19 protein-coding genes, 14 tRNA genes, 3 rRNA genes and 3 pseudogenes are annotated in these 24,134 nt (G+C 39.3%); 5 read left to right on the top strand and 34 right to left on the bottom strand.

Annotation, left to right across the window (positions count from 1 at the left end; genetic code table 11):
* Positions 1–79 precede the first annotated feature (79 nt).
* The 7 genes from OB_RS04985 to OB_RS04965 all read right to left on the bottom strand — a co-directional run bounded on the left by OB_RS04985 (position 80) and on the right by OB_RS04965 (position 5,375).
* Positions 80–448 carry a DUF4181 domain-containing protein gene (locus OB_RS04985; protein WP_011065328.1) on the bottom strand — a complete coding sequence of 123 codons (369 nt, stop codon included), beginning with the start codon at positions 446–448 and terminating at the stop codon, positions 80–82.
* 100 nt (positions 449–548) lie between these two features.
* Positions 549–701 (bottom strand): hypothetical protein, encoded by a 153-nt coding sequence (locus OB_RS18375; protein ID WP_160162346.1) that lies wholly within the window; start codon positions 699–701, stop codon positions 549–551.
* Positions 702–987: 286 nt separating this feature from the next.
* Complete coding sequence (locus tag OB_RS04980) at positions 988–1,842, bottom strand: alpha/beta fold hydrolase (protein ID WP_011065327.1); 855 nt, start codon at positions 1,840–1,842, stop codon at positions 988–990.
* 187 nt (positions 1,843–2,029) lie between these two features.
* The gene (locus OB_RS18870; RefSeq protein WP_379604990.1) at positions 2,030–2,317 is read right to left on the bottom strand and encodes a CPBP family intramembrane glutamic endopeptidase; all 288 of its coding nucleotides are present in this window, start codon (positions 2,315–2,317) and stop codon (positions 2,030–2,032) included.
* 165 nt (positions 2,318–2,482) lie between these two features.
* Positions 2,483–3,325: a TraB/GumN family protein gene (locus tag OB_RS04975; protein WP_011065326.1), complete on the bottom strand. Its 843-nt coding sequence runs from the start codon at positions 3,323–3,325 to the stop codon at positions 2,483–2,485.
* Positions 3,326–3,459: 134 nt separating this feature from the next.
* Complete coding sequence (locus OB_RS04970; RefSeq protein ID WP_011065325.1) at positions 3,460–4,659, bottom strand: alpha/beta hydrolase; 1,200 nt, start codon at positions 4,657–4,659, stop codon at positions 3,460–3,462.
* A gap of 188 nt (positions 4,660–4,847) precedes the next feature.
* Complete coding sequence (locus OB_RS04965) at positions 4,848–5,375, bottom strand: GNAT family N-acetyltransferase (RefSeq protein WP_231846992.1); 528 nt, start codon at positions 5,373–5,375, stop codon at positions 4,848–4,850.
* Between the two features lie 340 nt (positions 5,376–5,715).
* On the opposite strand from OB_RS04965, the gene OB_RS18865 reads away from it, so the two are divergent.
* From OB_RS18865 to OB_RS04950, 4 genes are all read left to right on the top strand, one after another.
* On the top strand, positions 5,716–5,775 hold the full coding sequence (locus OB_RS18865) for an erythromycin resistance leader peptide (RefSeq protein WP_193778340.1): 60 nt from the start codon (positions 5,716–5,718) through the stop codon (positions 5,773–5,775).
* 58 nt (positions 5,776–5,833) lie between these two features.
* A complete protein-coding gene (erm(A), locus tag OB_RS04960) occupies positions 5,834–6,568 on the top strand; it encodes a 23S rRNA (adenine(2058)-N(6))-methyltransferase Erm(A) (protein ID WP_011065323.1) in 735 nt (244 codons plus the stop codon).
* A gap of 123 nt (positions 6,569–6,691) precedes the next feature.
* Positions 6,692–7,030: a DUF4097 family beta strand repeat-containing protein gene (locus OB_RS04955; protein WP_041544098.1), complete on the top strand. Its 339-nt coding sequence runs from the start codon at positions 6,692–6,694 to the stop codon at positions 7,028–7,030.
* Positions 7,031–7,269: 239 nt separating this feature from the next.
* Positions 7,270–7,989, top strand: coding sequence for an EcsC family protein (locus tag OB_RS04950; RefSeq protein WP_011065321.1), 720 nt, complete (start codon positions 7,270–7,272; stop codon positions 7,987–7,989).
* Positions 7,990–8,913: 924 nt separating this feature from the next.
* Here the strand turns inward: OB_RS04950 and OB_RS04945 are convergent.
* The 26 genes and pseudogenes from OB_RS04945 to OB_RS04820 all read right to left on the bottom strand — a co-directional run bounded on the left by OB_RS04945 (position 8,914) and on the right by OB_RS04820 (position 22,948).
* Positions 8,914–9,768 (bottom strand): CPBP family intramembrane glutamic endopeptidase, encoded by an 855-nt coding sequence (locus OB_RS04945; RefSeq protein WP_011065319.1) that lies wholly within the window; start codon positions 9,766–9,768, stop codon positions 8,914–8,916.
* A 99-nt stretch (positions 9,769–9,867) separates the two neighbouring features.
* Positions 9,868–10,266, bottom strand: coding sequence for an enoyl reductase (locus OB_RS04940; protein WP_011065318.1), 399 nt, complete (start codon positions 10,264–10,266; stop codon positions 9,868–9,870).
* Between the two features lie 136 nt (positions 10,267–10,402).
* Positions 10,403–10,853: pseudogene (locus OB_RS18065) on the bottom strand (N-acetyltransferase family protein).
* Between the two features lie 42 nt (positions 10,854–10,895).
* Positions 10,896–11,435, bottom strand: coding sequence for a DUF1572 domain-containing protein (locus tag OB_RS04935; RefSeq protein WP_011065317.1), 540 nt, complete (start codon positions 11,433–11,435; stop codon positions 10,896–10,898).
* Positions 11,436–11,671: 236 nt separating this feature from the next.
* Complete coding sequence (locus OB_RS04930) at positions 11,672–12,124, bottom strand: VOC family protein (RefSeq protein WP_011065316.1); 453 nt, start codon at positions 12,122–12,124, stop codon at positions 11,672–11,674.
* 135 nt (positions 12,125–12,259) lie between these two features.
* The gene (locus tag OB_RS04925; RefSeq protein WP_011065315.1) at positions 12,260–13,069 is read right to left on the bottom strand and encodes a DUF899 domain-containing protein; all 810 of its coding nucleotides are present in this window, start codon (positions 13,067–13,069) and stop codon (positions 12,260–12,262) included.
* A 96-nt stretch (positions 13,070–13,165) separates the two neighbouring features.
* Positions 13,166–13,958, bottom strand: a pseudogene (locus tag OB_RS04920) (AraC family transcriptional regulator).
* 403 nt (positions 13,959–14,361) lie between these two features.
* A pseudogene (locus OB_RS18860) lies at positions 14,362–15,201 on the bottom strand (transposase).
* Positions 15,202–15,393: 192 nt separating this feature from the next.
* Positions 15,394–15,475 (bottom strand) — tRNA-Leu (locus OB_RS04905).
* Between the two features lie 4 nt (positions 15,476–15,479).
* Positions 15,480–15,553, bottom strand: a tRNA-Cys gene (locus tag OB_RS04900).
* An 8-nt stretch (positions 15,554–15,561) separates the two neighbouring features.
* Positions 15,562–15,636, bottom strand: a tRNA-Gly gene (locus tag OB_RS04895).
* A gap of 2 nt (positions 15,637–15,638) precedes the next feature.
* Positions 15,639–15,713, bottom strand: a tRNA-Gln gene (locus tag OB_RS04890).
* A 24-nt stretch (positions 15,714–15,737) separates the two neighbouring features.
* Positions 15,738–15,810, bottom strand: a tRNA-His gene (locus OB_RS04885).
* A gap of 5 nt (positions 15,811–15,815) precedes the next feature.
* Positions 15,816–15,889: transfer RNA gene (locus OB_RS04880), tRNA-Trp, on the bottom strand.
* A gap of 15 nt (positions 15,890–15,904) precedes the next feature.
* Positions 15,905–15,988: transfer RNA gene (locus OB_RS04875), tRNA-Tyr, on the bottom strand.
* Positions 15,989–16,003: 15 nt separating this feature from the next.
* A tRNA-Phe gene (locus OB_RS04870) sits at positions 16,004–16,076 on the bottom strand.
* Positions 16,077–16,108: 32 nt separating this feature from the next.
* Positions 16,109–16,185: transfer RNA gene (locus OB_RS04865), tRNA-Asp, on the bottom strand.
* A gap of 9 nt (positions 16,186–16,194) precedes the next feature.
* A tRNA-Met gene (locus OB_RS04860) sits at positions 16,195–16,271 on the bottom strand.
* Between the two features lie 26 nt (positions 16,272–16,297).
* Positions 16,298–16,373: transfer RNA gene (locus OB_RS04855), tRNA-Val, on the bottom strand.
* Positions 16,374–16,383: 10 nt separating this feature from the next.
* A tRNA-Glu gene (locus OB_RS04850) sits at positions 16,384–16,458 on the bottom strand.
* A gap of 9 nt (positions 16,459–16,467) precedes the next feature.
* Positions 16,468–16,559 (bottom strand) — tRNA-Ser (locus OB_RS04845).
* A 1-nt stretch (position 16,560) separates the two neighbouring features.
* Positions 16,561–16,635: transfer RNA gene (locus tag OB_RS04840), tRNA-Asn, on the bottom strand.
* A 75-nt stretch (positions 16,636–16,710) separates the two neighbouring features.
* A 5S ribosomal RNA gene (gene rrf / locus OB_RS04835) occupies positions 16,711–16,826 on the bottom strand.
* A 133-nt stretch (positions 16,827–16,959) separates the two neighbouring features.
* Positions 16,960–19,881, bottom strand: a 23S ribosomal RNA gene (locus tag OB_RS04830).
* A 235-nt stretch (positions 19,882–20,116) separates the two neighbouring features.
* Positions 20,117–21,680, bottom strand: a 16S ribosomal RNA gene (locus OB_RS04825).
* The 16S, 23S and 5S rRNA genes sit together here with 14 tRNA genes alongside, the layout of an rRNA operon.
* A gap of 392 nt (positions 21,681–22,072) precedes the next feature.
* Positions 22,073–22,948 carry a nucleotidyltransferase-like protein gene (locus tag OB_RS04820; RefSeq protein WP_011065313.1) on the bottom strand — a complete coding sequence of 292 codons (876 nt, stop codon included), beginning with the start codon at positions 22,946–22,948 and terminating at the stop codon, positions 22,073–22,075.
* Positions 22,949–23,073: 125 nt separating this feature from the next.
* Between OB_RS04820 and OB_RS04815 the strand changes: the two genes are divergently transcribed.
* Positions 23,074–23,439, top strand: a complete 366-nt coding sequence (locus OB_RS04815; RefSeq protein WP_011065312.1) for a YgzB family protein — start codon at positions 23,074–23,076, stop codon at positions 23,437–23,439.
* Between the two features lie 58 nt (positions 23,440–23,497).
* Here OB_RS04815 and perR read toward each other — a convergent pair whose 3' ends face one another.
* Entirely contained in the window at positions 23,498–23,941 is a 444-nt protein-coding gene (gene perR, locus OB_RS04810; protein WP_011065311.1) for a peroxide-responsive transcriptional repressor PerR, read from the bottom strand.
* Between the last annotated feature and the right edge of the window lie 193 nt (positions 23,942–24,134).

Below are 24,134 nucleotides of genomic sequence, written 5' to 3'. Positions count from 1 at the left end.
TGATACATAAGTAACTACTTATTCGTCTAAATGACACGATTCACGCACGATGCTTCCTACACAACTGCACCTGTTAGTATTAAATGAAATTAAAGTAATCTGTCACCCCATAAGTAACCGATCCTAAAATAAATAAGACACAAGTTATAGCACTTAAAAGGTATGTTTTCCTTTCTCTTACATAAATCCATTTCATTATGGTACGAAATGCGAATAAAGCAGTCATACCAACAAAGATAAGTATTCTGAGATATGGAAGTTCATTTATTGCTATAATCATCACAATAAAACTAGCCCAATAGAGTATTCCTTCACCATATTTATGTAGTTTATTTACGTATTTTTCACCTAAGTCAGACCTCTTTATATTCAATTTTTTTATTAGCTTTCGATTAATAAATTGATCTAAAACTAGAATAGCAAATAAAATGATAATAAGAGCTACCACCTTAAATACCCCCTTCCAAACTATTACCCTGCTTCATTAGCGTAAATGACGATTGTTGTTGTTTCGTAATCGCATCCGTTGGCAAGACTATTTGACTTTTTTATAATATATTTTGTAGCTTTTTTCGGTACCTATTCTGGAAAAGCTTCTTATCAATTTTCTTACTATCAAACTTTCCAATGACCTCACGTACATCTTTGTCGTGAACAATCAGTTGTTTATACTCTTTATCGTTTAACACTTTTGAAACCATTTATATTTCTTTAAATGACTACCGTTTCTGCCTATGTCCTCCTCATTAACCGCCATTAAAGACGGCAAATAAAGGCCCAGATTTAAAAACACGATTAAACCGAATATAAAAATGTAAAATAAAAGTCCACATTATCCCCCCTCGTTTAATTACGGATTTGCCACTATAAATGTTTCGCAATCTGACCCTTATGTATGGAACGAGCGCCAAGCCTTATTCTGGAATGGCGCCCGATTGCAGAAGAACCTGTTAAGTCGTTTTGATTGGTTTTGATTGGTTTTGAATACTATAACAGGAATTCTATAAGTTTTTTATTTACCTCTTTTGACCCTTGACCAAGCCATATAAGATGCCCCCATGTATCAAGTAAGCATAATCTCGAATCTGGAATTTGCTGATGTGCATAATAAGCATGTTCTAATGGAACTGACCCATCATGTTTGCTGTGTTGGATGAGAGTGGGGCAAGATATAGCTTTCAAATCCTTTATAGTGATCTCCTTTGTTTGCGATAAATCAATTAAAAAGCCGTACCCTGATTGTTGGCGATTGTTCATACGTCTGATTTCATCAACATCTTCGTCTGCCATCTTTTCTTTTATTTTTTTATACGGAAGCTTACTAAACGAAGGTGTCATTTGTTTAAACATAAAATTAGGGAAACGATTGCTCATGCTTGAAGTGAGTTTCCAAGTCATTCTTTCCATGGAAGGACGAAACAGAATCTGTGCTATTTTATATATTTTGTCTTTAGGTGTGTGCCACTCTTTTGTAACAGCACTTTGTAACGTTAATGTTTTGACTCTTTCTGGGTAATGAGAAGCAAAATAAAGACCACTTGGTCCACCAGCTGAAACAGCAATAAGATGTATTTTTTCAACGCCCAAATGATTCAAAAGACCTAAATAGTAATCGCAAGCCTTAGATAAACTTTCTCCAATTTCCTTTGAAGTTTTCCCATACCCCGCCCTTGACGGTGTAATAATTTTAAATCCGTTCTCAACGAGTGAACCATACCCAAATTTCTCATAACAACTGGAATGACCACCATGCATGACTAGAACTGGTACACCTTCTTTTCCTATGATTGAATATTCGATAGTTTGATTATCTACGTCATATGTACCAATGATTCTCTCCATTATCCCACCCCTAAATCAGTTCTTAGTAGCAATTGTTATTTCATTAAATGGCCCTTTTCTCAAAGATTAGGTGCAAGTCTTTTTTACTGATAAGCACCTTTACAGAAAGTCAAGACCAATTCATACTTCCTTATTATCATGCAAAAGCATTTTCTACTAAATATATCTTCAACTCCAAGCTATTTTGTTACAAGAAATTTACTGTGATTACATTTACACCATTAATAAACATATGTAAAATTATTGGGGCGTAAATGCTTCTGTGCTTTTTATATAAATAACCTAAAATTAATCCCATTACAAATATCCCTGGCAAAATTAATCGGGTAAAAGAATGTGCAAGCATAAAAATTGCAGAACTTCCAATGAGTGCTATAGGAGTGTTAAATATATTTTCAAGTGTTTGGAATATACCTCTTCTAAAAATAATTTCTTCTAAAATTGGCGTTACGATCGCTAATGCTAAAAAAAGAATAAGGAAATTTATGGACTGATCTCTATTATTTCACTACTACTTGTACTTTCCGCGATTTTTATTAGATAATCGCGCCCTTTTGCTGAAGTTCGATATTGAAGATCCCAAACTTAAATGTAACTCTTCCCTTAACAATACTGTGCTAAAGTATTGTTTTGTTTCGTATTAATAAACACGTTCAACATTGTATCCTTTTTCTTCAAGTTCGCTTGGGAGACTTGGCTTAATCACCGTATGTCCACAACCGACTATAACGAAGTAGGTTTTTCCACTATTACTTTGTAATAGTTTATCAAGTTTGTTAACCATATTCATATTGCGAGTGTCATTCATCTCTTTTTGGTATTCACCATCAGCACGCTCAAGGTCATTAGATACAATTTTAATTAGTGCTTCTCTACCGCTATTGCTGTTGCTGTGTATCCAGTTATATCCCAATTGGTTTATCCAATCAGCTTGCTGTTCATATGTTTGTATCGTATGTTCTAGCATTTGGACTTGTGTATCTATACTATAGCCACTAAAAACGTTATATTGATCTTCAACCGTTTCTAATTCAATAATTTCTTTTCCATCGTTTGAAGCTCGTTTTAGGAAATATAAATCGACCCCATACTCTGGTGCTACCTCGCTTTTTTCTCTTACGAATGCTCCTAATAAACTTTCTATATACCATGGTTGATATTTATTAAATTTCTTTAGAGACAGTCCTTGCGCATCAAATATGTCTGAAAGTTTTTGTATATACTCCACTGATACAACTTCATCCAATGTCGTCCCCTCATGAAATAAAGCCAATTTATTAATTTCTTCTTCATTTACATCAGGTTTTATCACATTAATCTCTGGGAGAATTACATCGGCACTTTCGTAAGCCTTTTCAATTTCAGTTGCAAGCGGATAGAAATCTTCATGACCTAAATGAATGATGCCTTGAACATACAGGGTTGTCTGATTATGAACAATTCTCCATAGTAATCCACCATTTCCCTTATAATTATTTGCCATTAGGTCACCTTCCTATTAGTAGTCTTTTATAATAAAATTATCCTAATTATCAATTTTAGTACTATTTGCATCATTAATTGATTTAGTTACACATTTAACTACTTTTATTCCATTCTCGCCCGTTGATTGAACAATTAACGATTACTGTTCTCTTTCAGGAAATCAATAATTGAATTCATCAAACCTTTTGCTAAAGGAATATCCGGATTAAAATAAGTAGCTAAATTTCCCTTCTGATCGGCAGGTGCTTCTTTCAATACGTGGTTCATATCCTCTATAATAAGAAACTCGGAATTCGGTTTAGCATTGTAAAGAATCTCAGCATCAGAGACCGGAACCTGCAAATCTCTTGTTCCATTGACAATCAGTATTGGGGAATCTACTTTGGCCAGCTCCTGCCTTGGATTATATCCCATCCAGGACATCATATATGGCTGAACGGAAGGACGAAAGATGCTTTGTAATTCCGAGCTGATATTTTTAACGGTTTCGCCACGTTTAAGGTTATCCAAAACCTCCTTGGCTTCCTTCAACAGGTCACCGGAAAGCTGTGTCTCTAATTGCTCATTTAGAATATCATCAGCTTGCCTTCCTGCTCCCGCCAACGACACAAATGCATCTGCATCCTCTTGATAAGACGCCACCATACCAATTAATGATCCTTCACTGTGACCAATCACGCTCACACTAGAAAACAAATCGTTGTTTTCAGCATATGTCATCCATGCTACAACATCGTCTATATAATCATCAAAGCGTAGATCCTTTTCATTTCCTCCCAGAATCATGTTATCTCCAACTCCCCGTTTGTCATAACGAATGCTTGCAATCCCTTCTGAGGCCAAATCTTCAGCGATCATTTTCAAACTATTATTTTCCCCCGGCAATGCTTTAGAGTTACCGTCTTTATCCGTTGGACCAGAACCAGCAATGATTATCGCTACCGGAAAAGGTCCTTGTCCTTCAGGAGTCTCAACTTTTCCTTTCATCACACCATCTGAAACTTCTATTTCCGTCAGATCTTTATCCACAAGTTCGGATACATTGTCTAAGTTCCCTTTCACCAACTCAAACGAAAATGATCGTCCTTGCTGAGTAAAGATTCCTTTTATTTTTTCCTCTTCAAATTGACCATCAAAAGTGAGAATATCTCCTTGAATCTCCATTTCAAAAAATACGTTAGAATCGTCAACTTTCACATGGCTTAACGGGCAATCATTCAATCCCTGAACAGGAATACTCAACTTACCATCCTCTTCTTCAAATTCCACAATAATAGGGAGTTGCTGGTTTGGAACCTCGATTTTTCCTTCCCAATAACCGTCTAAGTTCATTGATTCTCCTCCTATATCTTCAGAATGGTTCTTCAATACCATCAATTGACTTACGAATCTCAAAGACAAAATGTTTCATGTTACACAAAAGTTATTCCATAATTTGGCCCATTTTTGGAATAGAGACCAGTCGTTATTTCCAATCTCTTTTTAGTAAAGAAAAGGAATAATGATCATAGTAACTCCCTTTAAACAAATGCTTCTCTGTAAATGCCTTCATTTTTAAATCCCAGACCTTCTAATAATTTCAAAGAATTTTTGTTATGTAAAGCAACATAAGCATTTATCCGATTGAGATTCATTTTACTAAAGCCGTTTTCAATTGCAGCTATTAATGCCTCTTTCATATATCCCCGCCCCCAAAATTCATACCATAAATCATACCCTATCTCTGCTATATTATTGGTTCTATCCCATAAGTCATAACCACAGGTGCCAATCTGTTCATTATTGTCTTTCTTTACTAAAATCCATCTGTTATGTTCCTTTTTTTCTGGGTTTGAGTTCCACTCGATAAATTCAATTGCTTCCTCTTTTTTCGTAAATATTTCTTCATCGTAAAGAAATTCACACACTTTTTCGTTACTAAATAATTTATAAATAAAATCCGTATCGTCACTGTTTACATTTCTTAATTTTAATCTGCTAGTTTTTAACTCTGGAAAAAACCTATGCCCGCTCATAAAATACCCCTTTTGAAAAAAATTTTCTATCACTCCATTAAACTGTCCTTTAACTTAATACCAATTATTTCAAATTAACCTACTTTGCACAATTACTTATTCAATTAAATCGCTCTAATACTGAATAGGCGCAGATCCTCACTCCGGAAAAGCGCCCGTTTGCGGAACAGAGTTTACTGTTTTAAAGGGCACAAACGAGGAACTTCCTATATTTGAACATTTGATTTACGAAAATGGTATAATCAGTTTCATAATGGTATAATCAGTTTCATAAAAAGCAGCTCATGGAGGGTTCAAATATGTGTTCTAGCATAGCAGTAGTCGATTTTACTTTATCTCATTCATATTAAAAAAATGGAAAGGAGATAAAAGTATGGGAATTTGTGCTATATGTGTCGTTAATAGAGTTCATTATCAACCAGATCAAAAATAAATTGGTTATAATGAACTTTTAATGTCAGTTCATTATAACCAGCAAGGAGAAGGTTATAATGAACCATAAAAACCCAAAGGACACTCAAAATTTTATTACTTCTAAAAAGCATGTAAAAGAAATATTGGATCATACGAGTATCAATAAACAAGATAACGTAATAGAAATCGGATCAGGAAAAGGGCATTTTACCAAAGAGCTTGTCAAAATGAGTCGGTGGGTGCATTCTATAGAAATTGATGAGGACTTGTGTCAAGTCACCCAAAAAGCGGTGAAGCCTTTTCAGAATATAAAAGTTATCCATACGGATATTCTGAAATTTAACTTCCACAAAAACAAAGACTATAAAATATTTGGTAATATTCCCTTTAACATCAGTACTGATATTGTCAAAAAAATCGCTTCTGAAAGCCAGTCGAAATTTAGTTACCTTATCGTGGAGAAAGGTTTTGCAAAAAGATTACAAAATACTAAACGAGCTTTAGGTTTGCTGTTGATGGTTGAAATGGATATCAAAATCCTCACAAAAGTGCCTCGAACTTATTTCCACCCGAGGCCAAGCGTGGATTCTGTATTAATCGTCCTTGAACGCCACGAGCCATTGATTTTAAAGAAAGACTACAAAAAATATCAATCGTTTGTCTATAGATGGGTAAACAAAGAATATCACGCTCTTTTTACTAAAAATCAGTTCAGACAAGCCTTGAGGCATGCAAAAATAGCTGACTTAAATAACGTTAACTTTAAACAATTTTTATCTCTTTTCAATAGTTACAAATTGTTTAATAAGTAGTGTTAAGGGGATTGCTTTATTGAGAGCAACCCCTTAAACTTATTTCCCTTAGATACTTTGTTAGACTCACTCTATTCACGCATTATACTCTACAATCGTTAGCAATAGGTAAAACACCAATGGATGGTTGACCTGAAATCGATTAAGACGAAGGAAGTCCATATTGAATCCGAAAACGGACAAATGACATTTGATGATGTGGTTGGAAACATTACCGGAAAAACCAAAGCTGGACAAATTACTTTTGCAAACGATCATATTGATCAATCGATTCAATTGGAAACTGGACATGGAAAAATCGTCCTTGAAACAGAACAAAACCCTGCCAACGCAGAATTTGATGTGCAAACAGGTTCAGGGAAAATTGATATTTTGGGTCAATATACCGGTAATACCGTTATTGGTAATGGAGAGAACTTGATTAAACTCAAAACAGGTGCTGGTAGTATTACTATATATTAGTATGCTAATTAATTTCTGGGGAGCTTTGGTTGTAGGTTTGTCAAATAAATTTGCTCGCAATCTAAGATTAGTGAAGAAAAGCCGATCTAACTTTCTTACCTCCAGTCAAGTGTTTATACAATTTATTTGAATTATTTACCTTGATTTATTCAGGGGGATAAACCTCCAGATTAAGTCAAAATTTCCGCATGACTAATAGATCTAACGTTATTTAAAATTGTAAGTGAGGAGGTCATTTTTTGGTTGCTTATGAGGACATCGTTTCCCAAGAATTAGCACAATGGCGTAAAAAGATGTATGCGAAACCTAGCTTATTTAATCAGCTTTCTAAAAAAGCACAAACAAAAATAAACAATTGGATTCCTGAGAAGATACACAGTATCATAACCGATAGTATTAAAAATATGGTGAAGGCAACTTTGGTTGGTTCTCATATGACTACGCGAAAACCAGAAGTACAGGAATTGAATTTGTATCAGCAAGATCAACTTGTAAAAGAAAAGTTATCTACTTATAGAAAAACTGCATCTGCGGAAGGCGCAGGGACCGGTGCAGGTGGAATATTACTGGGATTTGCTGATTTCCCATTGTTACTTTCAATTAAATTAAAGTTTCTATTTGAAGCTGCTACGATATATGGCTTTAATACGAAGGAATATGAAGAACGATTATTCATTTTACATATCTTTCAATTAGCCTTCTCTAATGAAAAAACACGGAAACAGACCTTGCGCATTATCGAAAATTGGGAACAGGAAAAGCAGCATTTATTAGATATGGATTGGCGGGCTTTTCAGCAAGAGTATCGTGATTATATTGATTTAGTTAAATTATTTCAATTAGTCCCAGGTTTTGGAGCAATTGTTGGTGCCTACGCTAATTACAATTTACTGGACCAGTTAGGGGAAACAGCGATGAATGCTTACCGCCTCAGGATTTTGAATATACCAAAAAATTAAAGCTCCCAATTCGGGAGCTTTAATATATGGGTCGGCGTCGTGTCCTTTTTCAATTATTAAAATGTGTCTGAATTATTTCTAAACGTATAATTTTTCACTTTTGATAACGTGATCCCATTAGTTGAGTAATCACTTCAATTCTAGTCCTTTTCCAGATTTATGTTTATTTTAGTATCCTTTTCTTTTTCAAATGCCTGCAATAAAAGTAAAAAGTCCAGGTTAATATAAGTAAACCTATATCAAACAAAGACACAAAAGTTCCAAGAGCTTCCCAACGCTTCATAAAGATAAAGCCTATCGCTGCTAACAAGAACATTGAGACAGCAGAAATGAAAGCTATCCAGACTACTAATCGAGTACGAAATAGAAGTAAGATAGAAGACAACATCCCACAAATAATATTAATCGTCCACAACACTAAGAGTCCTATGGGGTAATTTGTAAAATACTTATGTGTTTCTTCGCTGAAACCTTTTGACTCATAATAATCAACATTGTGCCCTAACATCATAAAGTAATCATAAACGCCATTAGCATAAATAAATATAAAGAATAATGCTATTGGCCAAAGATGCCACGGTGTTTTGACGTAATTAGTTATTGATATTTCACCTCATTTGAATTCTTATCCCGTTAAATGGCGCTTCTCAGGAAAAATATTTACATCGAGGATTAATAAAGACAAAAGCATTATGAAACAAATGACAAAACTACGGCTTATACTATTTAGCCTTAAACTATTTATCTGCATAAAAAACACCCTTTTCGTTCATTTCAAGTCTCTAATTAAGAAACAATCTTGCCCTAAAAAACAATAGTGACACATTTTTTATTCCGTGAAAACGCCCGATAGTTGAAATACAATCTTTCACACACTAAATATGTTTAAACTTTTAATGTGAATTAATGAATGGAAATAGATGTTTAGTTTTTATAACTTCTTTTTTTATCAATTAATAATAAAACTGACAACACCACCACACTAAATACCACTATAAACAGAAATGACAAGTATAGCGTCATGAATCCTCCAAATGTCTCATCAAACTCTAAGAGTGCGACATTTGGGTCATACATGCCACCCATCGAAATATATCTAGCCACTTCAAGATAAACAATATGGAAGATAATACTCATCCATATTGTTCCTGTATACTTTCTATATAGCTGTAGAGCAATTCCAAAAGTGAAGAGTAATATAAAATAATCAATAGTTATTGCAAATGGCTCACTAAAGAATATTGACGTCAATGCCATCACTGTAATCGGCACACAGATAAAGATTAACGGTTGCAAAATCAACGAGATGCTAAAGCGAAATTTCTTATGCAACTCTTCAAATATTAGTCCACGGATAAAGACTTCTTCTGGAAATGCCTCATACATAAATGCTGTCGCTGCATTGATTAAAATGGCAACTATAACACTGATTGTCAAGTTCAAGCTGACATTTTCAATGCCTCCAAATAAATAAGCTGTTAAAACTCCTGATACAAGTAAAATAAAAGGCAACGAAATTCCGACGATCAATTTAGATGGTGAATTTACACCCTTCAAGCCAATATTTGTAAACACGTCTGGATTTTTTCTTTTAAGTATATATAGTACAATAAGCGTTAATCCAGTAAAAATCACTCCTTGTAAAAGCATGCCTATTTGTCGATCCATACCCTGAGTTTCTATCAACAATCGTCCGACATTACCTGATACAAAGAGAAATAATGATACGAGTACAAAGTAGAAAAGCAACCGACTAATACTGAATTTCGACGAATCCAATAGAATGCTCCTTTCTTATTAATGTGGTATTGTTAAAAATTACGTATAAAACTAATCTATAGTTTCAATCTTCTTAATGTTAATGAATTACGATCAACCCTACTGTTGGTTTGGTTGAATAGAAGAAGGAGCAACTGTTTCATTAGCGAAACGATTTCCCTGAGATAGTGGACCAGTATGTTGTAACTGCATAAAGATTTTTGATCCTGCTGAATGAACTGCATCAACAACTTTTTTCCACTCATGTGCTTGCTCATCAAAAGCAATACCCGGTTGATCATAGTACGTTTGACTATACTTATCATTAATATAAGTATCTTCAGTAATAATAAGTACAAATCCACCTTCAGCAAAAGATCCATAATAATTAACCATTTTATTTGTTACAAAACCTTCTTCGGTAGCACTAATACGTGTCATTGGTGCTACGCCTACTCGGTTTTTTAAAGTAATTTTTCCTATATTGAATGGTTTGATTCCAATGTTATATAGGGACAAAAAAGCCTAATCTTACCAATGCGTTTTAGGAGAATAAGGCCGTGGAGTTACTTCGGAAATGCGCCCAATTCCAGCATACCTTTGTTCCATTATTGCGCCCTTTAATGGAAGATGTTTATTAATTAAATTAACTCTTTCACAAATCTTGATTTGGTCCATCATAGTCAGTATTGACGGAAACACCATCAATCGTTTTATCTCCCTTTTCAATTTCAAACACCATCTTGGTATGGTAGGCAATCGAAACTTTGTTTATAAGAGACGTTACACAGCGGACAAATTTGCGACCATTTTGTTTAACTTCATTAAAAAATTCGTTGTATAATTTTTTTTCCGATGTTATGCTTACTATATTCAGGATGAATTCCTACAAAGTGAATATATGCCTCATTAGAATAAGATTGAGAAAGGAAGCCTATGAGGAATCCAACAATTTCTCCTTCTTTTTCAGCGACGAAACTTGTATTTGTAAAATGGTCAAAGAATAATTTTTGGTAACATATCAGACAGTTGCCTTCCGTCCCTTACTCATTGATTAGTGGGGATATTGCATAGTAGTCTGACCCTATCACTAACCGTATTTCCATTTTTGTTCTCCTTTAAGTGCATAATACAATGTAATAATAAGCTTATTTTTCCATATGTTTTTTCTGCATATATTCTAAGTATTCTTCTGATTTCCCTTTTGGGATACTAAGGCTTTTCCAATCCTTATCTTTTAATTGCTTTCCAATATAAACAATTTGTCCTACATGATAAGCGTAATGAGCCATTTGTCTTTCTATCGCATCAACTACCGTATGGCTTTCACTTCGAATATAAATATTCTTTAATAAATCCTGTTCTCCTAAATCACTTAATGTGTTAAAAAGTATATTCCAACCTTTTTCCCAAATTGCAATCAATTCTTGCTTTGAAGATATATTATTCTCAAATTCTTGATCGCGATTCCTATAAGATTTTTCTCCATCTGAAGTTAAAAAATCAGACCATCTAGATACCATATTTCCACTTAAATGTTTAACAATAACTGCAACACTATTCGATTCTTCATTTAAGATCCAACGAATATCTTCTTCTGATAATTGATTTATTGTCTTATCCCCAAGGTCTTTAACACTTTTAAACCTTTCTCGGACAACTTTCAAATACTCATTTCCAAAATTCATTACCATTCCCCCGTTACTCAGTTGTTAAATATACTTCTCAACCAATGAAAAAATAATATCCTCTGATTAAGTTCTATTTTCTTATAATAATTTCCTTCCTTTATTCAACATAATGGCCCGATTGAGGCGTATCCCTTAATCAACAACTGAGCCCTTTTATTGAATAAGGATTTTTTTCAAATCGAGGTGGATTGGCATATAACATTTCAGTAAAGGCTATTTATAACGTCACTCACTTATTTATTACCGAGTTGTTCCGCCAAACCGATTAAAAGTCCCTCGGTTCCAAGAATGTAGCAGAGCCGATACGAGTTCTCGTACTGAACCACTTCGCCTACGAGATGGGCACCATACTTAGTAAGTCTGGCCACCATTTCGTCAATGTCTTCAACAATGAACATGACGCGTAGATAACCGAGTGCGTTTACAGGAGCAGTCCGGTGATCTGATGTAGTAGGCGGGGTGAGATATCGCGAAAGTTCAAGTCGGCTGTGGCCATCTGGGGTAACCATCATAGCAATCTCCACGCATTGAGACCCCAGTCCGGTTACACGTCCAGCCCATTCACCTTCGACAGTGGTTCTCCCTTCAAGGTTCAAGCCAATCTCCTCGAAGAAAGAGATTGCGTTATCAAGGGATTCTACAGCGATGCCGACATTGTCCATTCTTAGTAATTTGTTTTTTGTCATAGTTTTATCTCCTTATGTGTAAAATTTATTACCAGTCCTTATATGCTACAATATTGGCGCTGTTCCTTATTAGGGAATAGCAATGAAAAGTATATGATTCAATGATTTTTACCTCTCCAGCTCTCAATACTTTGTTTACGAATTATTCTTTTCCGGATGGCAACAGGAGCCTGACTCTTCGGAATGATCATATTCGTCATGACGGCGGAGCCAAGTCTTACCTCTTCCGTCACTGCGTCCGGGGGGCTGCTCCCAGTCCTCCTGTCTGCCGAGTGCTGTTAAATCAAGGTAGTTGAAAGTACCAAGGATTAGGTCAGTTCCACGGGCGTAAGTCGTATAGGTATGAAAAATCCTTTCACCATCACGAAGAAAGGTGCTCACGCCAGGCACCTCCATTGATTGTCCGGAGTCAACGGGTACGCCCTTCTGAACAAGCTCATCCTTGGTCAAGTAATTGTATTCGATAGGAGCAACGGATTCGTCAAGCGTAGCATGAAAGTCATAATTAAAGTCGCTATCGTAGGATGAGTACCAAGGAATGTTCCACCCCATGCGTTCCTTGTAGCGCTGAAGCTTGGGAAGTGTCGCACGGGATACTAGAGCAAGTGACGTGTTACGTGCATGCAAATGGGAAAGGTAACCCATGTTGTCCGCAGCCAGTGAGCAAGCCGGACAGCCTGCGTCCCACTCGGGATCGAACATGAAATGATGAACAATAAGTTGAGGACGCCCTTCAAACAGATCAAGCAGACGGGTCTTACCATGTGGACCATCTAAGACATATTCCTTATCAATCTCCACCATTGGGAGTCGACGGCGTTCGGCATTCAGTTCATCCCGTTCCTTAGTAAATTCCTTCTCTTTGTACAGCAGTTCCTTACGAGCCTCAAGCCATTCGTCACGTGACACGATTTGGGGTAGTGTTGGGTTCTTCTTTTCTGACATCATCATTTCTCCTTTCACAAGCTATGAATTTTCGCCCTCCATGAATGTTTTTTATGATTCCTCTTAATCCTAACATGGGTCATCTTATGAAATTTCTTACCGATTGCGGTTTTGACGAGCCCGCTTGAGGAAACGATTCATCAACAAAGGCAGGGAAATCAGGATTGGCGTATCGTCCAGTCACGGAGAGTAAAGTGTAACTTGTTGATGCGGAACAGCGAGATTGGTTTCTACAATAATCGGCTCCCTCGTTCGGGTACGTAAAGTTCTATACGGTAGCAGAATATCAGTGGATGGCATTTCCCAGGATACCGATGTAGCCATAAGATAATAGATGCCTGGTTGGATTCCCGTAAAGCAGAAATCTCCTAGAGAAGGAAGCAGTGTTCCGTATAAAGGAGGCCCTTCAGGAATTGGTTTAGCAAATAAACCTATCAAGATCACACCTTGGAAAGGAACGCACCTTGAACGGTACCTGCTATGCTAGCATATTGATTTGAAAGAAAGTACAGTTCACACCAATCTGTAAGTTCCTGTAAAGAACGAAGGCGATTGTCCGCTTGCATCATTGAATTCCGAAATTGGGATGGCGTCACACCGACCTTTTCCGTAAATCGAGTCGTAAAGGTTCCTAAACTTTGTTTTCCTATCTCCGTGCCGATATCGCGAATCGTTAAATTCGTGCTCAGCAACAAATCTTTTGCCTTTTGCAATCGAAGAGACGAAACATAATATAGCGGTGAAAGACCCATTCTTTCTTTAAAAATTCTTGTGAAATGATACGGACTATAGGCTACATGACTAGCTAGCCGGGAGAGCGAAAGCGGTTCATAGATATGTTGATGAATATATTAATCACTTCGCCAATATCTGAATATCTGTCCGGCATCTTATAATGACCTTCCATCTCAATTATCTTAAGATTAAATCTACTTTAACTAAAATCCCTTATATTTACAGGGAAATTCAGTATCTGTTCTTCAACATTCTGGCCCTTTAGATGCAAATCGGTGTTTTACAAAAGTAATTGTGGTACTGTGCTGCCAAAGATATTTGGGATAAACACTTTCATTATCTTTGTACTTTTTTTAAATTACTCATTATTATATTTTTATGTTTGAAGAACTCCAAGTATATCTTCATTATTCTAAAAAACTACATTTAGATAATTAATAAAAATGGAGTCAATAGATTTATCAATTTCTTTTAGTAAACTAGTATAGAATGGGTTGCCTTTTATATCAGCATGATATTGTTTATAAAAAAATATAAGATCTTTATACTTTTCTAGTTCAGCAGCTTCTATTAGGGGTAGCTTTCTTTTTATATTGATGATGTAATAGTATTCTTGCTCGAAAGCGATCGAATCGCTTAAATCCAAATGCATTTCGTTTTATAACCTTTGTTTGATTGTTGATTCCTTCGATATAACCATTATGTAAATCAAAGGCAAAACTATTCATAATTTCTTTTCGTCAATTGTGAAAGGTTTCTTTTGCTTTTAGTAATTCCGGCAGCCCTGCATTTTGCACAAGTTCATAAAACTGATAGAGTTATTTTTAGTATTTTTTAAAGCATTAGGGCCGTTGGCAGATCTCTAATGGTTTTCTATTAATCGGATCAGCTATAACCGTTTGATACTTCTCGTTTCCTGCATCCCATTTGTACTCATCAATCGCTATCACTTTAGGCAATGCTTGTGTTTCCTTCATCTTCGATGCAGTAATCTCATCAAATCGACACATAATGATAGTTGGCGATGTATGAAAACGTGTCGCCAAGTCTCGAAAGCCTTTTCCATGAACAAGCTCTAATGACAATACTTGATTAAACTCAATAGATTGTCTTTTATAACGTTTGACTAAAGGGTTTCTTTCAAAAAATCATTTTCCGCAGAAAACGCATCTATATCTTCTCTTTCGGTAAAAAATAATCGTTTACCTCCCGAATATGCTAGGGTGACGAACTTTCTGCGTACGATAATCATGTACTTTGTTTGTCCACTCTCCACATTGTGGAAAACGATGAGAGGTTCTCTCCAACTCCCAACTAATGTAATAAATACCTTCTCGTACTTCTGTATCTAATATATTTCCTTCTTCCAACCCAGGTAATGTTATGTTAGAATTCAGTTGCACGCATCTCCTTTTTGTTTGGTTTAGTGGTTTAAACAATGATAACAAAAATAGGAGATTGCGTGTTTTTTATTTTTCTTTTACCCCAACAAATATTATAGAACCAGAATAAAAAAACTCGTAAACCTTTAAAATCAAGGCTTACGAGCATAAGAAAGTTTTTTAAGTTAATTAAAAATAATCTCAAGATACCGGTGGTCGGGGTCGAACCGACACTCCAGAAGGAACACGATTTTGAGTCGTGCGCGTCTGCCAATTCCGCCACACCGGCATATTGGAGGCGGTAACCGGATTTGAACCGGTGATAAAGGTTTTGCAGACCTCTGCCTTACCACTTGGCTATACCGCCACTGTCTCTGGAGCGGAAGACGGGATTCGAACCCGCGACCCCCACCTTGGCAAGGTGGTGTTCTACCACTGAACTACTTCCGCAATGGCTGGGCCACTAGGATTCGAACCTAGGGTACACGGGATCAAAACCCGATGCCTTACCGCTTGGCTATGGCCCAATCATTATATTTAGATAAAAAAAGGGCGATCGATGGGGATCGAACCCACGTGTGCCGGAGCCACAATCCGGTGCGTTAACCACTTCGCCACGACCGCCATATTGGCAGGGGTAGTAGGAATCGAACCCACATCAAAGGTTTTGGAGACCTTCGTTTTACCATTAAACTATACCCCTAAATATTTATTAAAATGGTGGAGGGGGGCAGATTCGAACTGCCGAACCCGAAGGAGCGGATTTACAGTCCGCCGCGTTTAGCCACTTCGCTACCCCTCCATAAAAATAAAAAAGTGGCTCGGGACGGAATCGAACCGCCGACACAAGGATTTTCAGTCCTCTGCTCTACCGACTGAGCTACCAAGCCATATATTGTTTCTATAAACCAATTAATTTAGATGGCGGTCCGGACGGGACTCGAACCCGCGACCTCCTGCGTGACAGGCAGGCATTCTAACCAACTGAACTACCGGACCATTATTATTTGGTTGCGGGGGCAGGATTTGAACCTGCGACCTTTGGGTTATGAGCCCAACGAGCTACCAGACTGCTCCACCCCGCGATATGAGGAATACTATACTTTATATATGGTGGAGGATGCAGGGCTCGAACCTGCGACCCCCTGCTTGTAAGGCAGGTGCTCTCCCAGCTGAGCTAATCCTCCACATTATTATTGGTGACCCGTACGGGATTCGAACCCGTGTTACCGCCGTGAAAGGGCGGTGTCTTAACCGCTTGACCAACGGGCCATTGTGTAATGGCGGAGAGCGAGGGATTCGAACCCTCGAAGCCGCGGTAGCGGCTTACACGATTTCCAATCGTGCTCCTTCGGCCTCTCGGACAGCTCTCCATGGCTCCACAGGTAGGATTCGAACCTACGACCGATCGGTTAACAGCCGATTGCTCTACCACTGAGCTACTGTGGAATGATCCATAAATAATGATATTTATCTTTCATCGCTTGTCCTTAAAGGCAAACCCGGAAATAATGATTTAATATCGCCTGGCGGCGTCCTACTCTTGCAGGGGCAAAGCCCCAACTACCATCGGCGCTGAAGAGCTTAACTTCTGTGTTCGGCATGGGAACAGGTGTGACCTCTTCGCTATCGCTACCAGACTTTCGTATAATATGTAGTCCAAAAAAATAAGGACAAGTTATATTATATGCATTTCTTAGACAAAATGCAACACTTTTTTTAGGATTGTACCCTAAAAACTAAATAAGAGTAACGTGACATCAATATAAGAACTTAGATAAGTCCTCGATCAATTAGTATCCGTCAGCTGCACGTGTCGCCACGCTTCCACCTCGGACCTATCAACCTCATCGTCTCTGAGGGATCTTACTCACTCGAAGTGATGGGAAGTTTCATCTTGAGGGGGGCTTCATGCTTAGATGCTTTCAGCACTTATCCTTACCACACGTAGCTACCCAGCCATGCTCCTGGCGGAACAACTGGTACACCAGCGGTGTGTCCATCCCGGTCCTCTCGTACTAAGGACAGCTCCTCTCAAACTTCCAACGCCCACGACGGATAGGGACCGAACTGTCTCACGACGTTCTGAACCCAGCTCGCGTACCGCTTTAATGGGCGAACAGCCCAACCCTTGGGACCGACTACAGCCCCAGGATGCGATGAGCCGACATCGAGGTGCCAAACCTCCCCGTCGATGTGAACTCTTGGGGGAGATAAGCCTGTTATCCCCGGGGTAGCTTTTATCCGTTGAGCGATGGCCCTTCCATGCGGAACCACCGGATCACTAAGCCCGACTTTCGTCCCTGCTCGACTTGTAGGTCTCGCAGTCAAGCTCCCTTCTGCCTTTACACTCTACGAATGATTTCCAACCATTCTGAGGGAACCTTTGGGCGCCTCCGTTACTCTTTGGGAGGCGACCGCCCCAGTCAAACTGCCCGCCTGACACTGTCTCCGAACCGGATCACGGTCCTGGGTTAGAATGTTCATACAGCGAGGGTGGTATCCCACGGGTGCCTCCACGTAAGCTAGCGCTCACGCTTCAAAGGCTCCCACCTATCCTGTACAAGCTGCACAAACATTCAATATCAGGCTACAGTAAAGCTCCACGGGGTCTTTCCGTCCTGTCGCGGGTAATGCGCATCTTCACGCATAGTATAATTTCACCGGGTCTCTCGTTGAGACAGTGCCCAAGTCGTTGCACCTTTCGTGCGGGTCGGAACTTACCCGACAAGGAATTTCGCTACCTTAGGACCGTTATAGTTACGGCCGCCGTTTACTGGGGCTTCGGTTCAAAGCTTCGCTCCGAAGAGCTAACTCGTCCCCTTAACCTTCCAGCACCGGGCAGGTGTCAGCCCCTATACTTCGCCTTTCGGCTTCGCAGAGACCTGTGTTTTTGCTAAACAGTCGCTTGGGCCTATTCACTGCGGCTCCTCCTATGAAGGAGCACCCCTTCTCCCGAAGTTACGGGGTCATTTTGCCGAGTTCCTTAACGAGAGTTCTCCCGCTCACCTTAGGATTCTCTCCTCGCCTACCTGTGTCGGTTTGCGGTACGGGCACCTATGATCTAACTAGAGGCTTTTCTTGGCAGTGTGAAATCCGGAACTTCGGTACTCAATTTCCCTCCCCATCACAGCTTGAAATTGCCAGACGGATTTGCCTATCTGACTTTCTCACTGCTTGGGCGCACACGTCCATCGGTGCGCATTCCTTATCCTACTGCGTCCCCCCATCGCTCAAACAATCATGAGGTGGTACAGGAATATCTACCTGTTGTCCATCGCCTACGCCTATCGGCCTCGGCTTAGGTCCCGACTAACCCTGAGAGGACGAGCCTTCCTCAGGAAACCTTAGGCATTCGGTGAAAGAGATTCTCACTCTTTTTTCGCTACTCATACCGGCATTCTCACTTCTAAGCGCTCCACCAGTCCTCACGGTCTGACTTCACAGCACTTAGAACGCTCTCCTACCATTGTTCGCAAGAACAATCCGCAGCTTCGGTGATACGTTTAGCCCCGGTACATTTTCGGCGCAGAGTCACTCGACCAGTGAGCTATTACGCACTCTTTAAATGGTGGCTGCTTCTAAGCCAACATCCTGGTTGTCTGGGCAACTCCACATCCTTTTCCACTTAACGTATACTTTGGGACCTTAGCTGGCGGTCTGGGCTGTTTCCCTTTCGACTATGAACCTTATCACCCATAGTCTGACTCCCAAGTTTAAGTAACTGGCATTCGGAGTTTGACTGAATTCGGTAACCCGGTAGGGGCCCCTAGTCCAATCAGTGCTCTACCTCCAGTACTCATCATCTTGAGGCTAGCCCTAAAGCTATTTCGGAGAGAACCAGCTATCTCCGTGTTCGATTGGCATTTCACCCCTACCCACACCTCATCCCCGCATTTTTCAACATACGTGGGTTCGGGCCTCCAGTCAGTGTTACCTGACCTTCACCCTGGACATGGGTAGATCACACGGTTTCGGGTCTACGACCACATACTATATTTGCCCTATTCAGACTCGCTTTCGCTGCGGCTCCGTGTCTTCCACTTAACCTTGCATGGGATCGTAACTCGCCGGTCCATTCTACAAAAGGTACGCCGTCACCCATTAACGGGCTTCGACTACTTGTAGGCACACGGTTTCAGGTTCTATTTCACTCCCCTTCCGGGGTGCTTTTCACCTTTCCCTCACGGTACTGGTTCACTATCGGTCACTAGGGAGTATTTAGCCTTGGGAGATGGTCCTCCCGGATTCCGACGGAATTCCACGTGTTCCGCCGTACTCAGGATACACTCCGGAGGAAATTCCTTTTCAATTACAGGGCTGTTACCTTCTTCGGCTGACCTTTCCAGATCGATTCATTTAAAGAATTTCTTTGTAACTCCAAAGGAGTGTCCTACAACCCCAGAAAGCAAGCTTTCTGGTTTGGGCTCTTTCCGTTTCGCTCGCCGCTACTCAGGAAATCGAGGTTTCTTTCTCTTCCTCCAGGTACTGAGATGTTTCAGTTCCCCGGGTCTGCTCCCTATACCCTATGTATTGAGGTATAGGTACTGCTCCATTACGAACAGTGGGTTTCCCCATTCGGAAATCCCCGGATCAAAGTTTACTTACAACTCCCCGAGGCATATCGGTGTTAGTCCCGTCCTTCGTCAGCTCCTAGTGCCAAGGCATCCACCGTGCGCCCTTATTCACTTAACTAAGTTATTTCAGTAAATAAGCGTGCTAATTTAATAGCCTTGTTTCAAAAAAATAATCTAGCTTCAGCTCCTATTAAAAATAGTTGCTTCAGCTTTCTAATTTGATGTCGTTGTTACTCTTATTTAGTTTTCAAGGTACAATGTAGTAACTTCTGTAAAAGAAGTTTATTCAATCGAGAGATTGCTCTCTCAAAACTGAACCAAACAACCAAGTACGATTCCGTAATAATCCTTAGAAAGGAGGTGATCCAGCCGCACCTTCCGATACGGCTACCTTGTTACGACTTCACCCCAATCATTAGTCCCACCTTCGGCGGCTGGCTCCTTACGGTTACCTCACCGACTTCGGGTGTTACCAACTCTCGTGGTGTGACGGGCGGTGTGTACAAGGCCCGGGAACGTATTCACCGCGGCATGCTGATCCGCGATTACTAGCGATTCCGGCTTCATGTAGGCGAGTTGCAGCCTACAATCCGAACTGAGAATGGTTTTGTGGGATTTGCTTGACCTCGCGGGTTCGCTTCCCTTTGTTCCATCCATTGTAGCACGTGTGTAGCCCAGGTCATAAGGGGCATGATGATTTGACGTCATCCCCACCTTCCTCCGGTTTGTCACCGGCAGTCACCTTAGAGTGCCCAACTTAATGCTGGCAACTAAGATCAAGGGTTGCGCTCGTTGCGGGACTTAACCCAACATCTCACGACACGAGCTGACGACAACCATGCACCACCTGTCACTCTGTCCCCGAAGGGAAAACTCTATCTCTAGAGTGTTCAGAGGATGTCAAGACCTGGTAAGGTTCTTCGCGTTGCTTCGAATTAAACCACATGCTCCACCGCTTGTGCGGGCCCCCGTCAATTCTTTTGAGTTTCAGCCTTGCGGCCGTACTCCCCAGGCGGAGTGCTTAATGCGTTAACTTCAGCACTAAGGGGCGGAAACCCCCTAACACCTAGCACTCATCGTTTACGGCGTGGACTACCAGGGTATCTAATCCTGTTCGCTCCCCACGCTTTCGCTCCTCAGCGTCAGTTACAGACCAGAGAGTCGCCTTCGCCACTGGTGTTCCTCCACATCTCTACGCATTTCACCGCTACACGTGGAATTCCACTCTCCTCTTCTGCACTCAAGTTCCCCAGTTTCCAATGCACGTTTACGGTTGAGCCGTAAGATTTCACATCAGACTTAAAGAACCGCCTGCGAGCGCTTTACGCCCAATAATTCCGGACAACGCTTGCCACCTACGTATTACCGCGGCTGCTGGCACGTAGTTAGCCGTGGCTTTCTGGTTAGGTACCGTCAAGGTACTATCAGTTACTATAGTACTTGTTCTTCCCTAACAACAGAGTTTTACGATCCGAAAACCTTCATCACTCACGCGGCGTTGCTCCGTCAGACTTTCGTCCATTGCGGAAGATTCCCTACTGCTGCCTCCCGTAGGAGTCTGGGCCGTGTCTCAGTCCCAGTGTGGCCGATCACCCTCTCAGGTCGGCTACGCATCGTCGCCTTGGTAAGCCGTTACCTTACCAACTAGCTAATGCGCCGCAGGCCCATCTGTAAGTGACAGCAAAAGCCGCCTTTCAACTTCTCACCAGGAGATGAAAAGTGTTATCCGGTATTAGCTCGCGTTTCCACGAGTTATCCCAGTCTTACAGGCAGGTTGCCTACGTGTTACTCACCCGTCCGCCGCTCATTCCATTATCGTCAACTCCGAAGAGAATCAAATAATTTCATGCGCTCGACTTGCATGTATTAGGCACGCCGCCAGCGTTCGTCCTGAGCCAAGATCAAACTCTCCATAAAAGTTGTGTTTCTTGTGCTTCAGAAGTCAATTTCTGACTTCATTTCTTTTCAAGAAAAACGAGGTGTTTTTCTTCTTTCGTACTGGTTGTTTTGTTCAGTTTTCAAAGAGCAATTTCGTTGTCGCCCTCTCAAGCAGCGACCTCTTAAATATATCATGCTGTGTTTTTCATGTCAACAACTTTTTTGTTGTTTTTTTAAAATCTTTTTTGCTGAACGCTTGCTCAAATCAGCAACGAAATTAACTTTACCATGGCTCATAATGAAAGTCAACGATTATTTTACATTTTTTTAACACAAGCATTAAATCAAGGAAAGATCTGGGGTTAATGTAAAATAATCGTTTACTAGGCGCTTTCACCATCTCATTATATTCATACTTAATAAAAATGTTACTATTGGTATTCTTTCACTCTGTAAGCCCGTTGAAATACAACTGGGTTTTTCGTCTCTAATAAAATCACTTCCATAATACCTTTTTCAACTAAATAAGAAAGTATTGCACTTAGATCATATGTGTAATGCTGAACATCATTAATTGCCTTAATAGAAGCATATGACCAAGGTTGATCTTGTTTATCCATTATATCAAGGAGATGTTTTGAAGCGGAGTATGCACGATTATTCATTACAAAATCCATGGCTATCAACATTAACTCAATTCTTTTCTCAATGGACTCGTTACTGTCTAATAACGTTTCGTATAATTTATACACTTCAAGATCAATGTTTTTCACTTGGTTCCATACAGTCACTTCAGGATAATAACCATGATCAATAACTGATAATCTTGCTAAGTAATGTAATGAATTTAGGATTTTACTATGTGCATCTCTTATCTCTCCAGCATCGTATAGTAATTTCGCTTCACTATAACTTTTTACAAGTTTCCCAAAATCTATAACCTTCCTTAAGTCTCTTTTGTCTTCCGGAAAAAACCTTAATTCTTCTTTTAACTGTTTTACATATTCATTTCTATCGTAGACGGTCCTTCCATATATAATCCATTCAACCGCTCGTCTATAACCGCTCGTGTCTATCCACTCCATTAGAATCTCTTCTTTTACTAAATGAAGGGCAGCAGTTTTCCCCTCTACTTCATAATGTTTCACAAACCAGTTATTTGATTGTTCACGTACAATAATAAGTAAAATACTATCAAAACCATCCGTTAACGGACGATCGAATTGAGTTGCTTCTATTGTTAAAATTCCCAATGTGTTTGAATTACTTGCATGCTCTTGGTAAATTGGTCTTAAAAAATTTTCCATTAAGATGCCTCCCCACTACCACCTAATATTTAATATATTCGTTAAATTCTAGTGAAATCCTCTATTCAAATTCAATATTTTCATTAATTATGCTATACTACAATGGAAGAATAAGGAGGACAACCATGTCACAACAACTTACATACTCAAGTAAAATAAATAAGATTCGTACATTTGCATTAATACTTGTTTTTGCAGGTATAATCACAATGTATGGTGGTATTTTAACCAAGAATATTGAATGGTTAATGGTAATTTTCTTTATCTTAGGTACCTTAATGGTGATCCTTAGTTGTGCAGTATATGTATGGATTGGTACTTTGTCACTTCGAGCTGTACCTGTAATATGTCCAAGTTGTGAAAAACCTACAAAAATGCTTGGCCGTGTGGATGCATGTATGCATTGTAAACAGCCACTCACCATGGACAAGAATCTCGAAGGAATTGAATTTGACGAGAAGTATAATTCACGTAAATATAAAAAGAAATAATCAAATTAATTTAAGCATAAAAATAAACCCCGTCGCCTGACGGGGTATTTTAATGCCATTAATGCTTTTTCGTATTTACTGCTTGACAATCATCGCATTTACCATAGACCTCTAAGCGATGATGACTTACATCAAATCCAGTTACTTGTTCCGCTAGAGATTCAACCTCATTTAATGAAGGATAATGAAAATCAACTATCTTCCCACATTCATTACAAATAATATGGTAATGATCTGACGTGTTACAGTCAAATCGACTAGAGGAATCACCATAGGTCAACTCACGGACAAGTCCGATATCTTTCAATACACGTAAGTTATTATACACGGTTGCAACACTCATATTTGGAAACTTACCTTCTAAAGCTTTATAGATTTCATCCGCAGTTGGATGAACCATAGCATTTAAAAGAAATTCCAGTACTGCGTGTCTCTGTGGTGTAATACGGACGCCTGATTCCTTCAATGTATCGATTGCTTGACGCAGACGTTGTTCAGACACCGTTAAACACCTCTCTTTCAGTAATATATTTTAGTTAATAAAATTATTATATTATAATCCTTATAAATAGTTTACCTTCATAGGCTGTTTTCTGTCAACAATTGCATAACCCGATCATTAACTATTAAAGTGGACCTTTATTCAGTACTTTTCTGTGCTTTAACATATTGTTCTATTAAAACAGAATTGTAAG

Origin of the sequence: Oceanobacillus iheyensis HTE831 (assembly GCF_000011245.1) — a bacterium.
Lineage (GTDB): Bacteria > Bacillota > Bacilli > Bacillales > Amphibacillaceae > Oceanobacillus > Oceanobacillus iheyensis.
The sequence above is the reverse complement of the archived record's forward strand: the minus strand, read 5'-3'. Positions and strand labels throughout refer to the sequence as shown.